14 protein-coding genes and 1 pseudogene are annotated in these 21,401 nt (G+C 72.5%); 5 read left to right on the top strand and 10 right to left on the bottom strand.

All coding sequences use genetic code 11. The features are described from left to right. Positions 1 to 321: pseudogene (locus WME98_RS49890) on the bottom strand (thiamine pyrophosphate-binding protein); the annotation flags it as partial. A 199-nt stretch (positions 322 to 520) separates the two neighbouring features. Between WME98_RS49890 and WME98_RS49885 the strand changes: the two are divergent. After that, positions 521 to 919, top strand: coding sequence for a phage holin family protein (locus WME98_RS49885; RefSeq protein ID WP_437948565.1), 399 nt, complete (start codon positions 521 to 523; stop codon positions 917 to 919). 37 nt (positions 920 to 956) lie between these two features. Here WME98_RS49885 and WME98_RS49880 read toward each other — a convergent pair whose 3' ends face one another. The 4 genes from WME98_RS49880 to WME98_RS49865 all read right to left on the bottom strand — a co-directional run bounded on the left by WME98_RS49880 (position 957) and on the right by WME98_RS49865 (position 7,161). Beyond that, the gene (locus WME98_RS49880; protein WP_437948563.1) at positions 957 to 1,685 is read right to left on the bottom strand and encodes a hypothetical protein; all 729 of its coding nucleotides are present in this window, start codon (positions 1,683 to 1,685) and stop codon (positions 957 to 959) included. A gap of 70 nt (positions 1,686 to 1,755) precedes the next feature. Continuing rightward, positions 1,756 to 2,793: an SDR family oxidoreductase gene (locus WME98_RS49875; protein WP_437948562.1), complete on the bottom strand. Its 1,038-nt coding sequence runs from the start codon at positions 2,791 to 2,793 to the stop codon at positions 1,756 to 1,758. A gap of 59 nt (positions 2,794 to 2,852) precedes the next feature. After that, entirely contained in the window at positions 2,853 to 5,135 is a 2,283-nt protein-coding gene (locus tag WME98_RS49870; RefSeq protein WP_437948561.1) for an amylo-alpha-1,6-glucosidase, read from the bottom strand. A 106-nt stretch (positions 5,136 to 5,241) separates the two neighbouring features. Beyond that, the gene (locus WME98_RS49865; protein ID WP_437948560.1) at positions 5,242 to 7,161 is read right to left on the bottom strand and encodes a chloride channel protein; all 1,920 of its coding nucleotides are present in this window, start codon (positions 7,159 to 7,161) and stop codon (positions 5,242 to 5,244) included. A 538-nt stretch (positions 7,162 to 7,699) separates the two neighbouring features. On the opposite strand from WME98_RS49865, the gene WME98_RS49860 reads away from it, so the two are divergent. After that, complete coding sequence (locus WME98_RS49860) at positions 7,700 to 8,239, top strand: universal stress protein (protein ID WP_437948559.1); 540 nt, start codon at positions 7,700 to 7,702, stop codon at positions 8,237 to 8,239. Here the strand turns inward: WME98_RS49860 and WME98_RS49855 are convergent. Then, a complete protein-coding gene (locus tag WME98_RS49855) occupies positions 8,143 to 8,802 on the bottom strand; it encodes a protein kinase domain-containing protein (RefSeq protein WP_437948558.1) in 660 nt (219 codons plus the stop codon). The two genes, WME98_RS49860 and WME98_RS49855, sit on opposite strands and share 97 nt — an antisense overlap. Before the next feature lie 659 nt (positions 8,803 to 9,461). Between WME98_RS49855 and WME98_RS49850 the strand changes: the two genes are divergently transcribed. From WME98_RS49850 to WME98_RS49840, 3 genes are all read left to right on the top strand, one after another. Next, on the top strand, positions 9,462 to 10,868 hold the full coding sequence (locus WME98_RS49850) for an MFS transporter (RefSeq protein WP_437948557.1): 1,407 nt from the start codon (positions 9,462 to 9,464) through the stop codon (positions 10,866 to 10,868). Positions 10,869 to 11,018: 150 nt separating this feature from the next. Beyond that, positions 11,019 to 12,242, top strand: coding sequence for a hypothetical protein (locus WME98_RS49845; protein WP_437948555.1), 1,224 nt, complete (start codon positions 11,019 to 11,021; stop codon positions 12,240 to 12,242). Positions 12,243 to 12,373: 131 nt separating this feature from the next. Next, positions 12,374 to 12,610, top strand: coding sequence for a hypothetical protein (locus tag WME98_RS49840; RefSeq protein WP_437948554.1), 237 nt, complete (start codon positions 12,374 to 12,376; stop codon positions 12,608 to 12,610). A 121-nt stretch (positions 12,611 to 12,731) separates the two neighbouring features. Here the strand turns inward: WME98_RS49840 and WME98_RS49835 are convergent, their stop codons facing one another. From WME98_RS49835 to WME98_RS49820, 4 genes are all read right to left on the bottom strand, one after another. Next, the gene (locus WME98_RS49835; protein WP_437948553.1) at positions 12,732 to 15,860 is read right to left on the bottom strand and encodes a multidrug efflux RND transporter permease subunit; all 3,129 of its coding nucleotides are present in this window, start codon (positions 15,858 to 15,860) and stop codon (positions 12,732 to 12,734) included. Positions 15,861 to 15,886: 26 nt separating this feature from the next. After that, positions 15,887 to 17,065, bottom strand: a complete 1,179-nt coding sequence (locus tag WME98_RS49830) for an efflux RND transporter periplasmic adaptor subunit (RefSeq protein ID WP_437948552.1) — start codon at positions 17,063 to 17,065, stop codon at positions 15,887 to 15,889. Between the two features lie 283 nt (positions 17,066 to 17,348). Continuing rightward, a complete protein-coding gene (locus tag WME98_RS49825) occupies positions 17,349 to 20,507 on the bottom strand; it encodes a hypothetical protein (RefSeq protein ID WP_437948551.1) in 3,159 nt (1,052 codons plus the stop codon). Beyond that, positions 20,504 to 21,397 carry an AAA family ATPase gene (locus WME98_RS49820; RefSeq protein WP_437948550.1) on the bottom strand — a complete coding sequence of 298 codons (894 nt, stop codon included), beginning with the start codon at positions 21,395 to 21,397 and terminating at the stop codon, positions 20,504 to 20,506. The genes WME98_RS49825 and WME98_RS49820 overlap by 4 nt, the downstream gene beginning before the upstream one ends. Positions 21,398 to 21,401 lie beyond the last annotated feature (4 nt).

Raw genomic sequence — 21,401 nt, 5'->3', positions numbered from 1 at the left:
GAGCGCGGCGCGGTCCTGCTGGCCGACGATGGCCACGACCGGCTGGTGGTCCAGCTTCGCGTCGTAGAGCCCGTTCAGGAGGTGGATCGCCCCTGGCCCCGAGGTCGCGAGGCACACGCCCACCTCGCCGGCGAACTTCGCGTGGGCGCACGCCATGAACGCGCCCATCTCCTCGTGCCGCACCTGGATGAACCGCAGGTCCGGGACGCGGTGGAAGGCGCCCACGATGCCGTTGATGCCGTCGCCCGGATAGGCGTAGACGCGCCGGACGCCCCACGCGACGAGGCGCCTCAGCAGGAACTCGCCGACGGTCTGTGCCATGAGCTCCCCCCGTCGAGCTCGGAAGGCGAGCTCGATGCTCGCCGGACGCCGTGCGACATCCGTGCCGCTCGCCGCGCCGCGCGCCGCGTGCGCGGTACGTGCCGCGGCTGCGCGTGCGGGCGGCCGCTGTGCGCGCGGGCGCAGGCGATGCATTCAAGGGCGCGCCGGGCGCGCGCTCGCGCCGGCAGGGGGCGCTCGAATGCAACACCAGGCATCCACGGATCCGTCACAGGCCGATCGCAGCTCGCAGGACCTCGCCGCCGATGCGATCCACGAGGCGAAGGAGCTCCTCGCCGCGGAGATCGCGCTCGCCAAGCGCGATCTCCGCCGGACGGCCGAGGCCCTCTCGCGCTCGGCGATCGCGTTCGGGGTCGCGGGCGTCGCGGCGCTCGCCGGCATCGACGCGCTGATGGTGTCGCTCGCCGTGGGGCAGCGCCGCAATCACCCGGCGCGCGGGGCGGCCGTGGGGCTCGGGCTGCTCGCGCTCGCGGCCGGCGCGGCGCTCGTCGGGCGGTCGGCGCTGCCCCGCAGCCCGCTGCCGATCGCCGCGCGCGTCGCGTCGGACATCGAGGATGTCGCCCGGCGCGTGGTGGGGTGAGGGGTGAGGGATCTCGTGGGGGCGAGCGTCGCCCGGCTCAGCGCCGGAGCGCCGCCGCCGCCCGCCCCGAGACGGCGGAGCCGCTCACGACGACGACCGACCCCAGCGCGAGGAGGGCGACGAACGTGAGCACCATGGGATAGATGCCGACCAGCGCGAGGATGCCGAGCACGATCGCGCCGGCGCCGACGAGCGACTGCAAGCCGGCCGCGGCCATCGAGGCCTGACGAGCGAGGTGGGCGAGGTGCTGGTGCGCGCCGTGCGTGTCGAGCGCGCCCAGGTCCGCCGTCGCGCCGCCGCCGAGCAGCAGCGCGCCGCCGAAGACGATCACCGCGATCGACGTCAGCGTCGCGGGGGCGAGGCCGAGGAGCGCGAGGATGCCGAGCACGACGCCGGCCGCGCCGCAGACGAGCTCGGCGCCCATGCCGCCGCCGAGCTCGGTGCGCGTGTCCCACTCGACGGGCGGCGCGGCGCGGCTCAGCGCGCCGAAGCGCGAGGCGATCGCGCCGCCCTGCGCGATCAGCGCGGCGCCGAAGACGATCGTGGCGATCGAGGTGAGCTCTCCTGGCAAGATCCCCGTCAGCCCGAGGATGGCGAGGACGATCGTCGCCGCGCCGCACAGCACCTCGGCGAGCGAGCCGCCGAGCACGACCTTCGGCGTCGTCTCCTCCTCTGGTCTGCGTCGCGCGCCCGACAGCGGCGTTATGTGGCTCTCCGGCTGTGCAAACCGTTCACGTTCTTCAGGTCCTGGTGTCTGCATCTGCATGATTCCCCCGTCCTGTGGTGAGGTCTCGTCGCGCTCACGCGCGCTCCGACTTGCATGTGCTGCGCCGGGCTCACGCGAGGAGGCGACGCCAGGGGGCGCTGCGCCGGGCCGCCGCGCGCCGCGCGGCGGCCCCGGCGAGGGCCGCCGCGCCCAGCGCTAGGGCGCCGAGCGACCAGCGGTGGACGTCGAACCAGAGCTCCAGGCTCGAGGCCTTGGCGCGCCGGTCGAACGGGCCGTGCGCTCCGAAGTCCCGCGGCACGGGCGCCCACAGGTTGTCTGGGCGGTTCGGGTCCACGGGCTCATCGGTCATCTGCCGCGTGTACCCGACCTTCGCGAGCCAGTGATCGAGCAGCCCGGGGATCACGCGGTTGCCCCAGATCGCCTTGACGGTCGGGAAGCCGACCTTGATGTCGCGGCGGTCGTGGTGCGCGGCCCAGTAGAGCGCGTCGGCCGCCACCTCGGGCTGGAAGATCGGCGGCACCGGCTGCGGCTCGTACGGCAGGCGCGACTTCGACCAGAGGAACTGCGGCGTGTTCATCCCCGGCAGGTGCACCATGCTCACGCACACGCGGCTCCCGTCGTGGATCAGCTCGCTGCGCAGCGACTCGGTGAAGCCCACGATGGCGTGCTTGGACGCGCAGTAGGCGGACTGCAGGGGGATGCTCCGGTAGGCCAGCGCGGAGCTCGCCTGCACGATGATCCCGCGGTCGCGGGGGAGCATCCGCGCGAGCGCCGCGAGCGTTCCGTGCACATACCCGAGGAAGTTGACCTTGAGGACGCGCTCGTACTCTTCGGGCCGCATCTCCTTCACGGGCGAGAAGACCGAGGTCATCGCGACGTTGATCCAGGCGTCGATCGGGCCGAAGCGCTCCTCGACCGCCGCGGCCGCGGCCTCGACCTGCGCGGGATCGGCGACGTCGGTCGGCAGGACGAGCGCGCTCGCCCCGGCGTCCTCCGCCTCGCGCCGCGCCTCCTCGAGCCCGTCGCGCCCGCGCGCGACCAGCCCGATGCGGGCGCCTTCGCGCGCGAAGCGCCGCACCGTCGCGCGCCCCACGCCCGCTGACGCCCCCGTGATCACCACCACCTCCGGCCGCCTTGAATCGCCCATGCGCATCGCCTCCCCGCCTCGGCCGCGGCATCAAGCAACGTGAATGCCACCTGGGCGCGTCACCTCCTCAGGCTCGACAGCACGTCCTTGATCCGCTCGGCCGGGCCCGCCGTGAGCGACCAGGGGCTCGGCTGCCGCACCACGTGCAGGGGGCCTCGCCGGTCGAGCACCTCGAAACGCGTCGTCCCCTGCTCGGTCCGGACGAACCGAAGCGCCACGACGGCCGCGCCCACATGGAGGTTCGAGAGGGTGATCTCGGGCAGCCACTCGGGCAGCACCGGGTCGACCAGCAGGAGATCGAGCGGCGCGAACGGGTAGATCCCGAGCATCGCCTGGAGCATCGCGAACACGCTCGAGCAGGACCAAGCCTGCGGCCAGTTGGCGCTCGGGTAGAGCGCCGGGAACGGGTGCGCCGCGTCGCGCGGGTGGCCGCTCCAGCACTCGGGCAGCCGGTGGTGCTCGAACAGCGCCGCCGCCTCGAATACGGCGCGGCACAGGAGCGCGACGTGCCCGTGCAGGCCGTAGCGCGCGAGCCCGAGGGCGATCGCGCCCTGATCGACCGGCCAGACCGTCCCCCGGTGGTAGCTGTACGGATCGAACGCGGGGTGATCGGCCGAGAGCGTGCGGATACCCCAGCCGGAGAACATGTCCGCGGCGAACATGCGGATCGCCGTGGGCTCGGCGAGGGCCTGGTCCACGATCCCCGTCGCGAGGCAGAGCCCCGGGTCCGAGCCGATCGAGCGGATCTGGCGCTTGTCCGGGCCGAGGCCCATCGCGAAGCAGCGCGCGTCGGGCATCCAGAAGGCGTCGTTGAACCGCCTCTGCAGATCGAGCGCCTCGGCGAACAGCCGTCGCGCGTCGTCCTTGCGACCGAACCAGAAGAGCAGCTCGGAGAGGCGCAGCTTCGACAGGAACACGAAGCCCTGCATCTCGCACGTCCCGATCGGCGGCCGCACCTGCGAGCCGTCGGCGTGGACGATGGCGTCGTCGGAGTCCTTCCACCCCTGGTTCTGGATCGATGCGCTCGAGCGGGGCTCGTACTCGTAGAACCCGTCGCCGTCGAGATCGCCCTCCTCGTCGATCCAGCGCATGGCCCTGAGCGCGGGCTCGATCAAGAGGCCGACGCGCTCGCGGTCGCCGGTCCAGTGCCAGAGCTCCGAGGCGGCCACCGCGTAGAACATCGTCGAGGTCGCCGACGCGTAGGTGCGCCCCAGCGGGTTGTAGTTCAGCTCCGAGAGCGCTCCGTCCCGGGCCTGATGCAGCATCCGGTCGGGCTGCTCGTCGCGCCAGTCGTCGACGACGCGCCCCTGCCAGCGCGGGAGCACGAGGGCGGTGCCTGCGAGGATGTCGGTCGTCAGCGAGGCGGCCTGCGTGCCCGCGGCGAGCGGGTCGCGGCCGAAGAGGCCGATGTAGACCGGCAGCCCGGCGGCCACCGTCCAGGAGCGCTCGTCCTGGTCGAACTCGTACATGCGGAGCGCATCGAGATCGCGCTTGGCTCGATCGAGCACGGAGACGACCGTCTGCGAGAGGGTCCCGGCGCCCGGGACCGAGAAGGACGTCGCGCGGTGATGGAAGGTGCCGCGCGCCACGTCCCGCGCGTGGCGCGTCCCGAAGAACGAGCGGCAGCCGGCGAGCAGCGGCAGCGGCTCGCCGTGGATCAGGGCGATCACGTCGACGCAGCCGTGCCAGGTGCCGTGGGGCTCGAGATCGATGGAGAACCGGATCTCGCGGCCAGCGCAGGACGGGGGCGAATCCGCGCCATGGGCCCGTACGACGACCCCGGCATGGAAGCGCGCGACGCCGGATTCTCCGGGGTGCTCATAGCGGTGCTCGGCGCGGTAGTCGCAGCGGAGCTCGCACCCGTGCTCGGCAGGATCGAGCGCCCACCGGGCGTCGCCGCGCTGGAGGCGGGGGCCGTCCGTCTCCGCCGCGTCGGCGAAGTCGGCGTCGATCTCGAGCGCCAGCGTGAAGCGCACGCGCTCCTGCGTGAAGCTCGCGACGTCGATGTCCTCGTGGAAGCCGTCCCCCACGAAGCGCGACAGCCGCAGCTCGACGGTCCGCGGCGCCGCGTCGCCGCCCTCGGGCCGCGGGGCGATGTAGTAGCCGAGCCAGCTGTCCTGCTCGACGGCGGAGAGCGCGACCGGCTGCGGCGGCCTGCCGTCGATCAGGTAACGGTAGAGCGAGAGCAGGCGGGTGTTGCGCACGAACAGGCCGGTGTGCGGCTCGGGGGCGATCGAGCCGTCCGGGCGCATGCACAGGACCGTGCGGTTCTGACTGATGTACAGGGAGCCGGCGCGGGGCCTCAGCCTGGCCAGCGAGCCGAAGGGTCTCTCGAGCGACATGGTCACCTCCAGCCGAGCCCGGGGTGAGGACTGCCAGGGGCGTGCCAACGAGGTGGACCCGCTCACGCCCAGCCGCTGGGCGGGCGCGGCGGACCTGCACCGAAGCTCAGCCGAGCACGACCGGCGTTTCGTCTGCGCGCGCGGGCCTCGTGGTCGCCTCCAGGTAGGCCTTTCCGATGTCGGCCTCGTCCACGAACCCGACGATCGCGCCCTCGCCGTCGACGACCGGGACCTCGCGGACGCCGTGCGCCACCATCGCCTCGGTCGCCGTCCGCAAATCGTCGGCGACCGCCACGGCCACCGGCGGCTGCATCGCGTCGGCGGCCACGGTCATCCGCTCGAGGTCGTGCTCCACCGCGATGATCCGGAGCGACTCTGCGGTGATGACGCCGATCATCTTGCGCGACGCATCGAGCACCGGGAACACCTCCTGCCAGCTCGCGTCGGCGGCTCGCCGGAGCATCTCGCGGGCCGGCGTCCCCGGCGCGAACGTCACCAGCGCGCGCCCCTCGATCATGATCTGCCGCACGCGGATGGTCTTGAGCACGTCGAGCGTGGGCGCCGGGTGCGCGGGAGACTCGCGCTGGGTGGGGAGCTGCGCGTGGTAGAGCGAGTGCTTCCGCAGCGCGACGAAGGCGACGCCCTCAGCGAGCATCAGCGGCACCAGGAGGTCGTAGCTGCCGGCGAGCTCGCACACCATCACGAGGGAGCTCACCGGCACGTGCGCGACGCCGCCGTAGAAGGTGCCCATGCCCACGAGCGCGAAGGCGCCCGGATCGATGCGCGGATCGTCGAGGAGGAGCGCCGCCGCGCGCCCGAACGCGCCGCCGAAGAGCCCGCCGATGACGAGCGACGGCGCAAAGTCGCCGGCGCACCCGCCGCTGCCGAGCGTGAGCGACGAGGCGACGATCTTGGCGGCGCAGAGCAGGAGCAGGAGCTCCACGCCGCGCCAGCCCGGGTGGAGCCACGGCGCGCCGGTGATCGCGACCTGGACGGCGCCGTACCCGCCGCCGAGCAGCCCGAGCCCTTGCCCTGGGCTCTCGATCCTGCGGCCGACGAACCAGAGGACGGGCACGCAGAACAGGCCCAGCGCGAGCCCGCCGAGCCCTGGGCGTGCCCAGCCGGGGACCGGCAAGCGCCCCGCGAGCGCCTTCACGCCGCCGAGGCACTTCAGGAAGCCGATCGCGACGAAGGCCAAGAGCAGCGCGAGCAGCGCGTAGAGAGGGAGGTGCGACGGGATGAACGCATACTTGGGCGCGTGCGCGAAGAGCGTCGACTCGCCGTAGAACGAGATGAAGACCGAGTAGGAGACCACGCTGGCGAGCAGCGCCGGGATCAGCGCCTCCGCCTCGAAGTCGTCGCGGTAGAGCACCTCGACGGCGAGCAGGGCGGCGCCGAGCGGCGTGCGGAACACGGCGGACATCCCGGCCGCGACCCCCGCGAGCATCAGGATGCGATGCTCGCGCCGGCCGACCGTGAGCCCACGCCCCACGAGCGAGCCGAGCGCTCCTCCGATCTGCATGGTCGGCCCCTCGCGACCGCCGGCGCCGCCCGAGCCGAGCGTGAGGATCGACGCGAGCGCCTTGACCCACGCGACCCGCTTGCGCATCCGGCCGCCGTGGTGGTGGAAGGCCTGGATCATCGCGTCGCCGCCGCCGCCCGCGGCCTCGGGGGCGAGGCGCCAGGTGAGGATGCCCCCGGCCAGCGCGCCGAGCGCCGGGATCAGCAGCAGCAGCCAGAGCCGGACGCTCCGGCGCTCGGAGCCGCCGCCGCCGAAGACGGCCTCGCCGTGGGCTCGAAGCCGCGCGTAGCCGGCGAGGTGGCCGAGGAGCAGCTCCTCGACGAGCTCGAGGGCGCCGAAGAAGAGCGCCGCGACCAGGCCCGCGATGGCCCCGACGAGCACGGCATGCAGGATCGTGCGCCCGACGAGCCGGAGGTCGAGGGGCGTGATCTCCGAGAGGAGCGCGGAGAACGGGCGCCACCGCCGCGCCACGCCGGCGCGATCTGCTGGGACTGGTTCCGGCATGGCGATGGACATGATCGCGTCCGGGCTCGGGCGCAACGAGGCTGAGGCAGTCCGGTGCACGCTGAGCGCGCCCCCTCCGCGGCTGGATCCGCGCCGGGCCCCGCGCCGCGCGTGCCACGCTCCCGCCCATGGCGCGGTCACGCCCGAGGTCGTCCGGCGCAACCTCGCGGCGTCGGGGATCAACCTCCGAGGAGGCCGCGCGGCGCGCGTACATCCCCGGGGTCGAGCGGATCCTCGTCCCGATCGTGGCGCACGCCCTGCCCGGGTTCGCCACGGACATCGTGGAGAGCATCGTCGCCTCCAAGCGAAAGCTCGGCGAGACGGTCGACATTACGGAGCTCTCCGTGGAGCAGCAGGCGCCCGGCCCATCGCGCGCCGCGGGGGAGGCGAGCCGGGGGCTCGCGAGGCTCGGCGCGCGCCTCCGCGTCGGCACCTGGCGGCACAAGCGCGAGCTGCGCGGCTCGATCCAGGCGATCCTGCGCGCCTCGGGGGATCACGATCTGCTCGTGATCGGCGCGCGCTCGCCGGCGCGCGCCGAATGTCGTTCGGTCGCCTGCAGGACGCGATCGTCCAGCGGGCCGAGTCCAACGTGCTCGTCGTGGTGGGCGACCCTCCGGCGGCGGAGCGCGCCTCCGCGCGGCGGATCCTCGTCCCGATCATCGGCCTCGAGTACTCCTTCGCCGCCGCCGATCTCGCCGCCCACGTGGCGCTGGCGTGGGACGCCGAGCTCGTGCTGCTCAGCGGCGCGCAGACCGACCTCGGCGCGGTCGTCTGGCGCGATCGCGAGCCATCCCGGGTGCGCGCGGTGGCGCGGAGCGTCGTCGAAGAGGCGGTGTTCCGGGGGCGCCGGCTCGGCGTGCGCGTCTCGTCGCGCGTGCACGTGGGCGCGCGCCCGAGCGACGAGATAGCGCGGGAGCTCGCGCGCGCCCCGTACGATCTGCTCGTGCTCGGATGCTACGACCACGGGCCGATCGGTCGGCTCTACCTCGGGAGCACGGTCGAGTCGGTGGTCGCCCGGAGCCGGGGGCCGGTCGCGGTGCTCGTCGCGCACGGAGGGACTCGAGAGCAGGTGAGGTGAGGCCCCGGGGACCGCGCTCCGCGGTCTCTACGATCGTGGCCGTGCTTCGCGCCGAACGCACATGCCGCGCGCTCGCGGACAGGAGCGGTCACTCGTAGAACGCGACGTCGTCGATCCAGAAACCGAACGCATGGCCCGGGCCGAGGCTGAACTGGATGCGCTGGAGCCTGTCTTGGGCGAGCGCCTCGAAGAGGCCAAATCCGGTCTGGACGAGACACCCGACAGGAACCTTGAAGTGCTTCCAGTCGGACGTCAGGGTGATGCTCGTGTGAAAATGGTCGTAGCGTCAGCGTCTCCGCGGGAAAGGGCATCATCCCCGTCACCAGATGATGCAGGACCACGCCCATCGACCAGACGTCGCTCCGCGTGTCCACGCGCTTGGCGCGGATCATCTGCTCCGGCGCCATGGAAAAAGGGGAACCGAGCAGAACGAGGGTGTTGGTCAGATCCGTGGCGTCGGGCTTGATCCGCTTGGAGATGCCGAAGTCGAGCACCTTGACGAGCGGCTCGCCGTTCGGCCGGCGCGTGAGGAGCAGGTTGGCCGGCTTGAGGTCGCGGTGCACGAGCCCCTGGGCGTGCGCCTCGACCAGCCAGCGCGGCAGGCGGGGTGCCGCTCTCCGGCAGCTCAGTGAACGCTAACAATAGGGTTCTTCGGAGGCTCATCCCCCTTGGTCAGCAGGCGCGCCTCGCGGCTTATCGGCAGTCCACGGCGGTGTTCAGCGACGCTGTCCGGCAGGCCGGGGCGGGAGCCGGCCGCCTCCCGCCCCGGCCCTCTGCCGGCGAGAGCTCGCGGCGGTCGCGGTCGGCGCGCGAAGCGCCGCGCCGCCCGTGCGCGCGCCGGGGAGCAGACACACAAGCAAACTACCTTCATGATGAACGCCGCGGGCGCGCCCCTCACCGCCCCGCGGAGAGGCTGCGCCCGATCGTCTGGTCGGGTACGCACGCGGGGCCCCGCACACGCGAGCTCGCCGAGCTCTCGGCGCGGACGGTGACGATCAGGCTCGGCCGGGGGATCTCGACGCCGGACGAGGACATTGCGCCGCTGTTCCGGTCTCGTCTCCGCCGGCGCGTAGGCCAGAGAACGAGGTTGGGCGCACTTGTTGGCAGTCAGAAGGATAGGTAGTATGGGTCTCGTCAGCATACGGTCCCGCTGGAAAGTTCTTGATGTGCTGAAGTCGCTCTGCGCGGACCATCCTCTCGGGAGACCCAAATGAGTACCAACATGACAAGTGGCGTCGTCCATGGCGGCGCCGATGCGGCCATCGAGGATGCCGGGACGATCCGTCGCGTGATCACCGCGTCGTCGCTCGGAACGTTGTTCGAGTGGTACGATTTCTACCTCTACGGCAGCCTCGCCGTGTTCTTTGGCGGGCTGTTCTTTCCGGCCGGCAACGAGACTGCGCAGCTGCTCGCGAGCCTCGCGACCTTCGGAGCAGGGTTCGGCGTGCGCCCGCTCGGCGCCGTGGTGTTCGGGCACATCGGCGACCTGATCGGCCGCAAATACACGTTCCTCGTCACCATGGCCACCATGGGCATCTCGACCGCGCTGACGGGCCTCTTGCCCACGTACGAGCAGATCGGCATCGCCTCGACCATCCTGCTCGTGCTCTTGCGCCTCATGCAGGGCCTCGCGCTCGGCGGCGAGTACGGCGGCGCCGCCACCTACGTGGCCGAGCACGTACCGGACCAGAAGCGCGGCTATTACACGAGCTACATCCAGACCACCGCCACGCTCGGCTTCTTCGTGAGCATGGCGGTGATCGGGTCCACCCGCTCGCTGTTCGGCGAGGCGGACTTCAAGGCGTTCGGCTGGCGCGTGCCCTTCCTGCTCTCCTTCCTGCTCCTCGCAATCTCGCTCTACATCCGCGTGAAGATGAAGGAGTCGCCGCTCTTCTCGAAGCTCAAGTCGACCGGCAAGGTCTCGAAGAACCCGATCAAGGAGACCTTCTCCAACCCGCTCAACCGCAAGTACGTGCTCCTCGCCCTCTTCGGCGTGACGGCGGGCCAGGGCGTCGTCTGGTACACGGGCCAGTTCTACGCGCTCACGTTCATGCAGAGCGTGCTGAAGATCCAGTGGCAGACGGCCTACACCATCATGTCGGTCGCGCTCGCGCTCACCACGCCGCTGTTCCTGGTGTTCGGCGGCCTGTCCGATCGCGTCGGCCGCAAGAAGATCATGATGGCCGGCTGCGCGCTCGGCGCGATCACCTACATCCCGATCTACATGGCCATGAAGCACTTCTCGAACCCGAGCGGCCTGCCCGTGGCGAACCCGGACGAGGTCAACGTGCCCATGATGATCCTGCTCATCGGCATCCAGATGGTCTACGTGACCATGGTGTACGGGCCGATCGCGGCGTTCCTCGTCGAGCTCTTCCCCACGAAGATCCGCTACACCTCGATGTCCATCCCTTACCACCTGGGCAACGGCTGGTTCGGCGGCTTCTTGCCGCTGATCGCCACGGCCGTCACCGCGTCGGCCTGGGCCAAGGACACGTTCGGGGCGGGCGCGATCTACACGGGCCTGATTTATCCCATCGCCGTCTGCGCGGTCACGTTGATCGTGGGCGGCCTCTTCATCCGCGAGACCAAGGATCACCGCATCGACGCCGACGTCCACGGGGCGTGACCAGGGCCGAGCCCGCGCACCCGATTCAGAGGAGAACTCATGATCACGTGGAAGACACCTAGCGCAGCGCTCGCCGCCTCTCTCGCGCTGGCCGGAGTCGCCGCGCCCGCCACGGGCAGAGCGCAAACGGCGGAGCCGCCTCAGCAACCCGTGCCGGCCGAGGCCGCGGCGGCGCCCGTGGTGGAGCCTCCGCCTGCTCCTCCGCCGCCGGTCGAGCCGAAGAAGCCCGAAGACAAGCCGCTCGTGCGCGTCTACGGCATCGTCAAGCCTACCGTCGTCGTCGGGAACGGCCTGGAGTCCTTCGGCAACCCGAACTACTCCGCGCCCACGGCCGCGGTGAACCCGGTGTTCCTCGCCGATCCGGACGCCGTCGGCCTGAGCTTCCAGGCGGCGCAGACGCGCTTCGGCGTGACCGCCGGGGAGGGCACGCCCGTGAAGGGGCAGCTCGAGGTCGACTTCATCGATTTCGGCAAGTCGTCGCCGGCTCAGGCGATGACGCTCCGCGTGCGGCAGGCGTTCGTGGAGTGGTCTCCCGCCGACGGGCACAAGCTCACGCTGGGTCAGCTCTGGGACCTGTTCTCGCCGCTGAACACGCACACGTACAACCTCGTGGGCGCGCTCTTTCAGTCCGGGAACTCGGGCTTCATGCGCCACCAGCTCAGCTATGTCGCCACCCTCGGCAGCGTGGAGGTGGGCGCCGCGCTCGGTCTGGTGAGCCAGAACGTCACGGCCATCCTCAACAACGTCGAGTACTCGCGCACGCCCACCTTCGCGCTGCGCGCGGGCTACCGCGCCGAGAAGGCCGCATGGATCGGAGCATCGGTGATCGCCACGTCGCTCGCCTTCGACGCGAACCTGCCGACCGAAGAGAGGAAGCTGGCCATCGGCGGCAACCTGTTCGCCGAGGTCACGTCCGGTCCGCTGAACCTGCGGGCCGAGGCGTACGGCGGTCAGAACCTCGCCAACCTGGGGCTCTTGACGCTCGGCCAGGGCCACCGCGCGAAGGACGTCGCCGAGGTGGGCGGCTGGGTGTCGGGGAAGCTCACGTTCGACAAGCACGCCCTGCACCTCATCGCGGGGGCCGCGATGGTGCCGAGCGCCGACGACATGCTGCTCGGCTACACGCCCGGAACACCGGCGGCAGAGGGCGCGCCGGCCACACCGCCCGCGCGCGTCGGCGGCAACGGCCCCGGCATCGAGCGCAACGTGACGGTGCGCGCGGGCTACGCCTTCTCGCCCATGAAGGGGCTCTCGATCGTGCTCGAGCCCTCTCTGGCGCTCACGCGCCACAAGCTCGATCCGGTCGCCGAGGCGGACAAAGGCGCTGACCGCACGGGCTGGGCCGTCGAGGCCGGTGGTCTCTACCAGTTCTGACGGCCCGCGCGCCGCAGCGCGCCGGAGCTGACCGCGACGGCCCCGCCGCCGCCCGCCGGCGCGCAAAGCGTGCTCCGCGGGGCCGTCGCCGCCGAGTACCGGCTTGCCCGTGCCACGCGTGGTTTCCTACGATGGGAACCCGAACCTATCACCCCTTCTTGCTCGCGCTCATCGCGCCGGCCGCGTGCGGCGGCGAGAGCGACCCCCCGGCGCCGATCGAGCGGCAGCTCGAGGTCGTCGTGCGCACCGACGCGGCGAGCGAAGCGCAGTGTCCTCACGGCGGCTCCGTCGTGCACGCTGGCCTCGATCGCAACGAGAACGGCGCGCTTGGACGCCCTTCGCTACGCCAGCCTCACCATCACCGATAACCCTTTGCTGCCGGCGTGCGTGGTTGACGCGCTCTTCGAGGCGGTCACCGGCAGCCACCGCCAGGAGGGGAACGGCGAGACTTGCCCGTGACGCCGCGGCCCGCCGGCGCCGGCTAGCCGCTCACCGCGCGCTCGCCGGCCCCGCTTGCGGGCCGTCGGGCGCCCTCTCGCGCCGCAGGCGGCTGACCAGCACGAAGAACAGCGGCGCGAAGAAGATGCTGAACAGCGTCGCGGTGAGCATGCCGCCGAACACGCCCGTCCCGATGGCGTGCTGCGTGGCCGAGCCCGCGTTCCGCGCGAACACGAGCGGCATCACGCCCAGGATGAACGCCAGCGACGTCATCAGGATCGGCCGGAAGCGCAGGCGCGCCGCCTCGATCGCCGCGTCCCGCACGCTCTTGCCCTGCTCGCGCAGGCTCTTCGCGAACTCGATGATCAGGATCGCGTTCTTCGCCGACAGCCCCATGATGGTGATGAGCCCGACCTTGAAGAACACGTCGTTCGGCAGCCCGCGCACCGTCATGGCCAGCACCGCGCCCAGCACCCCGAGCGGCACCACGAGGATCACCGAGAGCGGGATCGCGAAGCTCTCGTAGAGCGCCGCCAGCACCAGGAACACCACCACCAGCGACAGCGCGAGCAGCGCCGGCGCCTCGGCCCCCGACAGCCGCTCCTGGTACGACTGCCCTGTCCACTCCACCCCGAACCCCGGCGGCAGCTGCGCGGCAAGGCGCTCCATCTCCGACATCGCCTCGCCGCTGCTCCGCCCGGGCGCCGGCGCGCCGCTGATCCCGGTGGCCGGAAACCCGTTGAAGCGCGCGAGCTGGAGCGGGCCGCGCTCCCACGCCGCCGTCGCGAACGCGGAGAGCGGCACCATCTGACCGGCGCGGTTGGGCACGGACAGCCGCAGCACGTCCTCGATCTGCATCCGGCTCGCCTCGTTCGCCTGCACGATCACCTGCTGCAGCCGACCCTGGTTGGGGAAATCGTTCACGTAGGTCGGGCTCAGCGCGGTCGACAGCACCCCGGCCGCGCTCTCGAAGCCCACGCCGAGCGCGCTCGCCTTCTGGCGATCGATCCGCAGCCGGATCTGCGCGGCGTCGGGCTGCGCCTCGGCGCGCACCTGCGCGAGGACGGGGCTCCCCGCGGCGAGCTCGATCAGCCGCTGCTGCGCCGCCACGAGCGCCGCGTTCCCGCGCCCGCCCCGGTCCTGCAGCTTCAGGCTGAAGCCCGAGGTGCTGCTGAGCTCCATGATCGGCGGCGGCACCAGGCTGTACACAACGCCGTCGCGGATCTGGCCGAGCTTCTCGTTCGCCAGCGCGGCCTCGGCCTGGGCCGTCGCGCCGTCCGGGCGCTCGCCCCAGTCCTTCATCGTCAGGAAGATCATCGCCACGTTCTGCCCCGAGCCCGAGAAGCCGAAGCCCGGGAAGGACGCCACGCTGCTGATGGCGGGGCGGCCGAGGTAGTGCGCCTCCACCTGCTCGACCGCCCTCAGCGTGCGGTGCTGCGTGGCCTCGGGCGGGAGCTGCACGTCGACGATCACGAGCCCCTGATCCTCCTCCGGCAAGAAGGCGGTCGGCAGGCGGACGTAGAGCAGGCCGAGCGTCGCGACGAGGATCGTGAACCCGAGGAGCAGCCGGCGGCGCCTGTCGAGCGAGCCCGCGACCCAGCGCCGGTACCCGGAGGTGAGCCGCTCGAAGCCGGCGTTGAACCAGCCGAGCGGGCCGCGGCGCCGCGCGTGGCCGGCGGGGACGGGCCTCAGCAAGACCACGCAGAGCGCCGGCGTGAGCGTCAGCGCGAGGAACGCCGAGAACAGGATCGAGACCGCCATCGACATCGAGAACTGCCGGTAGATCGCGCCCACCGAGCCCGACGCGAACGCCATCGGCACGAACACCGCCGAGAGCACGAGCGTGATGCCGACGACGGCGCCCGAGATCTCCGCCATCGCCTTGCGCGTCGCCTCGCGCGGGGACAGCCCCTCCTCGGCCATCAGCCGCTCGACGTTCTCGACCACGACGATCGCGTCGTCGACGATGATGCCGATCGCGAGCACCATGCCGAACAGGCTCAGCATGTTGATCGACGCGCCCGCGAGGAGCATCACCGCGCACGTGCCGAGCAGCGCGAGCGGCACCACGATCGCCGGGATGAGCGTGTAGCGGATGTTCTGCAGGAACAGGAACATCACCACGAACACGAGCACCATGGCCTCGACCAGGGTCTCGAGCACCTTGTGCACCGAGGTCCTGACGAAGGGCGCGGTGTCGTAAGGCACGCTGTAGGTCACGTTGGGCGGCAGGCCCCGCGAGAGCTCCTCCATGCGGGCGCGCACGAGGTCGGAGGTCTTCATCGCGTTCGCGCCGTTCGCGAGCTGGATGCCGATCGCCGCGTCGGGCTTTCCGTTGCTCCGCGACGACGACGCCATGTTCTGCGCGCCGATCTCGATCGTCGCGACGTCGCGGAGGAGCACGCGCGACCCGTCGGGCTTCGCGCGGAGGACGATCGCCCCGAAATCCTCGGGCGTCGTGAGCTGCCCCTCGGCGATGAGCGTGGCGCTGATCTGCTGCGTCGGCGGGCTCGGCAGGTCGCCGATGCGGCCCGACGCGAACTGGACGTTCTGCGCGGCGATGGCGGCCGACACGTCGGCGGGCGAGAGCGCGAGCGCCGCGAGCTTGGTCGGATCGATCCAGATCCGCATGGCGCGCTCGCTGGTCCAGAGCTGCACGCGGCCGACGCCCGGGACGCGCTTGATATCGTCGATGATGGAGCGGGCGAGGATGTCGCCGAGCGCGGTGGGGCTCAGGCTGCCGTCGCGCGACGACAGGCTGACGATCATCAGGAAGCTCGACGTCGAGGCCTCGACGAACAGGCCGTATTGCCGCACGGCCGCGGGGAGGCGGGGCTCGACCGCCTTGAGCCGGTTCTGGACGTCGATCTGCGCGAGATCGGGGTCGGTGCCGGGCAGGAAGGTCGCGGTGATCTGGGCCCCGCCGGAGGCGTCGCTCGACGACTGGAAGTAGAGCAGGCGCTTGGCGCTGCTCAGCTCGCGCTCGATGAGGCTGACGACGCTCTGGTCGAGCGTCTCCGGCGTCGCGCCGGGGTAGCTCGCATAGATGGAGACGGTCGGCGGCGCGACCGACGGGTACTGCGTCACGGGGAGCCGCGGCAGCGCGATCGCCCCGAGGAGCGCGATGAACATCGCGATGACGACCGCGAACACGGGCCGGTCGATGAAGAAGCGCGACATGCTGGCCTCGATCTGCTCCGCGCGCGTCAGCGCGCCGCCGGCGCCGCGGGCGCGGGCGCGGCGGCCGAGGCCGCGGGCGTGAAGGGGACGGCGCGGACCTCGGCGCCCGGGGCGACCTTCTGGTGGCCCTCGACCACGACCTTGTCGCCGGCGTTCAGGCCGGAGGTGATGATGTAGCGGTCGCGATCGACGCCGCCCGTCTCGACCTGGCGCACGGCCGTCTTGCCGTCGGGCTGGACGACGAGGACCGTCGCGTTGCCGCCGCCGTCGCGGCCGACCGCCTGCTGCGGCACCGTGAGGGCCGCCTGATCGACGCGCTTGGCGAGCTTCACGCGCACGAACATGCCGGGCAAGAGCAGGCGGCTCGGGTTCGGGAAGCGCGCGCGCAGCGTCACCTCGCCGGTGCCGGGGTCGACGCTGATGTCCGAGAAGAGCAGCTCGCCCTTCTCGGGGTACTCGACGCCATCGTCGAGCACGAGGAGCGCGGCGTGCTCGCCGGCCGCGCCCTGGGGCGCGGCGTCCAGCGCGGCGCGGCGCAGGCGCGTGAGCTGCGAGGCGGGCTGCTTGATGTCGACGTAGACCGCGTCGATCTGCTGGATGACGGCGAGCGGCGTCGCCTCGGCCTGGCCGACGAGCGCGCCTTCGGTGACGAGCGCGCCGCCGATCCTGCCGCTGATCGGGGCGGTCACGGTCGCGTAGCCGAGGTTCAGGCGGGCCAGCGAGAGCGCCGAGCGCGCCTGGGCGATCTCGGCGTGGGCCATGGCCTGGGCGGCCAGCGCGTCGTCGTACGCCTCGCGGCTGACGAGCCCCTCCTGCACGAGCGCGGTGGCGCGCTTCGCGCGCGCCTCGGCCTGGCCGAGGTTGGCCTGCCCCTTGGCGAGGGCGGCGGCGGCGCTGTCGACGGCGGCCTTGAGGGGCGCGGGGTCGATCACGAAGAGCGTCTGCCCCTCCTTGACCTCGCTCCCTTCGGTGAAGCTGCGCTTCAGGACGACGCCCGCGACGCGCGCGCGCACCTCCGCCAGGCGGAGGGGGGCGACGCGGCCGGGGAGCTCGTCGCGGAGGGTCACGGGCTCCCTCTGGACCTCGATGACGCCGACCTCGGGCGGGGGCGGCGCCGGCGGGGTGTCGGCGGCGGCGCGGCACGCGCCGAGGCCGAGGAGGAGGGCGGCCGGGAGGAGCCCGCCGAGCTTGCGGAGGTCGGTCATACGTCGATGCAGCCTGGGTCGAGGGAATGTCCCCGGAGGAGGTCGTCCGTTGGGTCCGCCTTGGCGTAGTGCATGGGAGGGGGTCTTTCAACCTCGGGACCGCGCTCGGGGCAGGCGGAGACGTCGGCGCTTCCGGCCGAGGGGGCCGCGCTTGCGCTGAAGATCGACGCTTGGAGGGCGGAGGGAGAGGTCCGCGAGGCCGAGATCGCGACGGTGGAGGAGGCGCAGGGGACGTCGGTCTGGCCTTCGTCGCGGCCCTGTCTTCAATCCGCCTCTCGCGGCTTCACTTGCCAGCTGGGCTCGCCGAGGTCGCCATGAACACGCAGGACCGTACGCAGCTCGTTTGTTCTCTCCCGCAACCTGCGATGCAATCTTGGACAGAAGCGTCCTGTTTGGGCCCCTCCATGGGCCCCTTCAGGTTGCAGCCGCTACGGCACTGATTGTACCGATCGCTGCACGTGGTCTCGCAGTTCTTCCTCCTCTTGTCGGGGTTCACGGCGCACTTTCCACGTGAACAGTCCTCGTCCGAACCGCAGTGCGTCGCGCAGTCGCCACAGTGGTTGCGGTCCGTCGAGCGGTTCGACTCGCACCCGTCGTTCATGGTCCCATTGCAGCTCTGGAAGCCGGCGGTGCAGCTGTAGCCGCACGCCTCGCCGTCGCAGGTCGCCGTCGCGTTGGCGCGCGGCGGGCAGCAGCGCTCGCCGCAGCGGGGCTGACCGTCGGGGCAAGGGGACTCGCACGCGCCGCCGACGCACGTCCCCGCGCCGCAATCCTTGCCCGACACTCCGGCGCACCCGCCGCAGTTCCTCGGGTCGGTCAACACGTCGACGCACCGATCCCCGCATTTCGTCGTGCCCGCGGCGCACACGCTCCTGCAGTCGCGTTCGACGCACGATGACCCGGCAGGGCAGCGATTCCCGCACCTGCCGCAGTTCTCCGCGGTCGTGACGTCCGTGCACCCGACGCCGGGGCACCACGCCTCGTCGCCTCCGCACGGCGGCGGGCAGCTCGGGTGGCGCCTCGCGGGGTCGAGCAGGCGCGCGATCGCGTCGTCGCCCGTGCCGGGCAGGACGCCGAGGGAGTGCTGGCACCGGAGGAGATCGCTGTCCTGGAGCGGAACGGGCGAGGCCGGCCCGGCGCTGGCCGTGAGCGAGATCGGATCGAGCTCGCGCCGCTCGCCCCCCTCGACCTGGGGCAGCTTCGTGATCAGCTCCAGCGCCGCCCCGCTCGTGCGCGCCAGGAAGGCGTCCTCGAGCGCCACCTCGGAGGGCTGAGCCACCGCCTCGAACGCGCGCACCGGGCCGATCACGGGGCGGATCTTGAACGCCACGAGGGGACGCCCGGGCGCCCGCGCGAGCCCGTACGTCGCCTCGGGCGCGATCACGACGTCGTAGAAGCGGTCGAAGGCGCAGAGGGCCATGCGCAGGTCCTCCGCGTCGACGACGAGGTTCACCCGGCCATCCATCGAGAGCGGCCGCGGGGAGAAGGCGCCGGCCGCCGCCGCCACGGCCGTGAAGAGCGACGCCGCCCCGAGCACGGAGGCCGCCGCGGCGCCCGACAGCGCGAAGCGCGGCGGCCAGAGGCTCCGGAGGCCGCGGCGGGCGATGATGCGCAGGAGGTCCGCGCGGGGCCCCCCGACCCTCCGCCGCACGTCGCGCTCCCTGTCCAGCCGGCCCTCGAGCTCCGGCCCGATCGGCCCGGCGAGGAGCCTCGCGAGCGCCGCGCGCGCGTCCCTCCGCGCGCGCCCGTCGCCCGCGTCGAGGTCCTGGAGCGCCACGTCCTGCTGCCAGCGCAGGTGAGCCGCCGAATCCTTGTCGCTCGGCTCGGCCCGGAGGAGCGCGTCGCGGAGGAACCGCCGCACCGCTGCCTCGGGGAAGCGGCCGCTCCGGCGGGCCTCCCGCAGCGATCCGGCGAGCGCGCGCCGCTCTGGCGCCGTCTCGCGGCCCTCGACGATCGGCGCGACGGCGAGCAGGATCGACCCCGGCGTGTGCGGCAAGAAGCGCCGGCGCAGCGCCTCCGCGAGCTCGAACGAGGGCCGCGGCGCGAGCGCGAGCATCGCGCGCAGCAGGTGAAGGTCGACGAGATCGAGGGGCGGGCGCTCGGCGCGCGGCGCGAAGGCCGGCGCGGCGGCGTGGGAGCGCAGCGCCGCGAGCCGCCGCGCGGCGCCGAGCACGCCGTGCTCGTCGAGCGGGAAGGCCGCGACCGCCGCGGCCGGCGACGCGAGCCCGCGAGGCCACAGGTCCGGATCCTCGATCGGCGTGAGGAGCACGCTCGCCGGCCAGGGCTGGAGCGCGACGCGCAGCGCCTCGCGGGGATCGGAGAGCGCCGCGGCCACGGCCTCCCCGGTGCCGAGCAGGATCATCGGCTGCCCGCCGAGCCGCGGCGCGAGCGCGCCGAGGGGGACGGCGCGCGCGCCGGGGCGGACGGCGACGCGCGTGGGGTCGCCCGCGAACCACAGCCGCGTCACGTCGGCGCCCGAGCGCTCGAGCGCCTCGACGAACGCCTCCAGGGCGGCGCGGAAGGGGCGGCTCGCGGCGCTCGTGTCCACGAGCACCACGGCGCGCGTCCGGCCGAGCCGCGTCCGCCGCACGAGGGTGGGGAAGAGCCCGGCGCGCGCGGTCGCGTCGACGGTGCGCGCCACGTCGATCTCCGGCGACAGCAGGGCTTCGCGGAGCGACCGCTCGAGCGTCACGCTCATCCGGTCGAGCGCGGCCCGCGCGCCCCGATCGGGGATGGGCGCGAGGTCGTACCAGCGCGGCCCGGAGCGCTCGACGAACGCCTCCGTGAGGGTGCCTCGCCGCCGCGCGAGCAGGCGCCTCCGCCCGCGCACCACGCCGGCCACGCCGAGCGAGAGCAGCGTGCCCGAGAGGAGCACGAGAGAGGGCAGGTACCAGCGCTGGATGCTCGCCTCTTCCGGCCGGCATGCCGTGACGTCGCGCCCGCCGGCGCCGCTCGTGCTGCTCGCGCCGCTCGCGCCGCTCGTGCTGCCGTCCGCCGTGCTCGCGCCGCTCGCCCCGCCGCTGCCTGCGTCGCCAGGCGGCGGATCAGGTGATCCAGGGGAGATCCAGAGCGCGGCGCTGGTCACGAGCGCCACCGTCGCGAGGAGCGCGCCGAGCTGGCGGCCGCGCGGGCGGAGCCAGCGCGCGAGCGCCGCCCACGCGCTCGAGCGCGCCTCCGGCGCCATGGGCGGAGGGGGCGGCGGCGCGGGCGGCGGTTCTTCCTCCGGGAAGACGCGGTCGAACGCCTCCTCGACGATCTCCACCTCGGCGCGGCTGCGGGCGAGCAGGCTGGCCACCGCCGTGCGCAGCTCCTCGCGCGAGGCGCCGTCGTAACGGCTCAAGAACCGCGCGAAGGCGAGCCGCTCCCGGGGCCCGACGGCGACGCCGGAGCGCTTCACCTCGTCGAGCAGGTCGTCGAACGGGAAGCGGTCTTCGCCCGTCATCGGATCGCCGGCCCGGCGCTCTCCGCGTCGCCCGTCGCGCCGAGCACGCGCCTGAAATCCTCGTCCAGCTTGAGGAGCACGCCCGGGTAGAGCTCGGCCAGGCGCCGCGCCAGCACGTCGGCCTCCGTCACCTTCGCGCGGAGGAGCACCTTGACCCACGCGAGCAGCTCGCCGGTGGCCGGCCGCTTCTCGATGTCCGACGCGCGGACCTCACGGAAGCGCTTCAGCACCGCCGCGAGGAGGCCGTCGGAGATCTGCGCGGCGGCGTATTTCGACCGCACGATCGCGCCGAGCTCCTTGTCGCTCGGGAACTCGATGTGATGAAAGACGCACCGCCGGAGGAACGCGTGCGGCAGCGGCTGCTCGCGGTTGCTCGTGACGATCACGAACGGCCGCGCGCCGTCCTTGCCCTCGATCGTCTCGCCGGTCTCGTGCACCGGGAACCTGAGCCGTCCCTCGAGCACGCCCAGCAGATCGTTGGGGAAGTCGCGCGGCGCCTTGTCGATCTCGTCGATGAGCACGACGCGCGGCGTGGGCGAGCGGATCGCCTCGCCGAGCGCCTCATAACGCACGTAATTCGCCGGGGAGCTGGCGAGCTCGCTCTTGACCTGGGCGTCGTGGAGGCGGCGCAGGCTGTCGAAGGAGTAGAGGCAATCGCGCGCCTGGTGGTCGCTGCGGGCGACGAAGGTGAGGACCTCGCCCAGGCCGAGGCGCCTCGCGACCGACTCGGCGAGCCTGGTCTTGCCGGTGCCCGGCTCGCCGGTGACGAGCAGCGGCTGCTCGGCCGCGAGCGCCGTATTCACCGCGACCGCGAGCTTCTTGCTGGGGATGTAGTCGTCGCCGTCGAACGGCCCGTCGGGGTACTGGCGGAATTCGTAGTGCTCGTCCATGTCA

Source organism: Sorangium sp. So ce296, from assembly GCF_051529605.1.
GTDB classification, from domain to species: domain Bacteria; phylum Myxococcota_A; class Polyangia; order Polyangiales; family Polyangiaceae; genus Sorangium; species Sorangium cellulosum_D.
The sequence above is the reverse complement of the archived record's forward strand: the minus strand, read 5'-3'. Positions and strand labels throughout refer to the sequence as shown.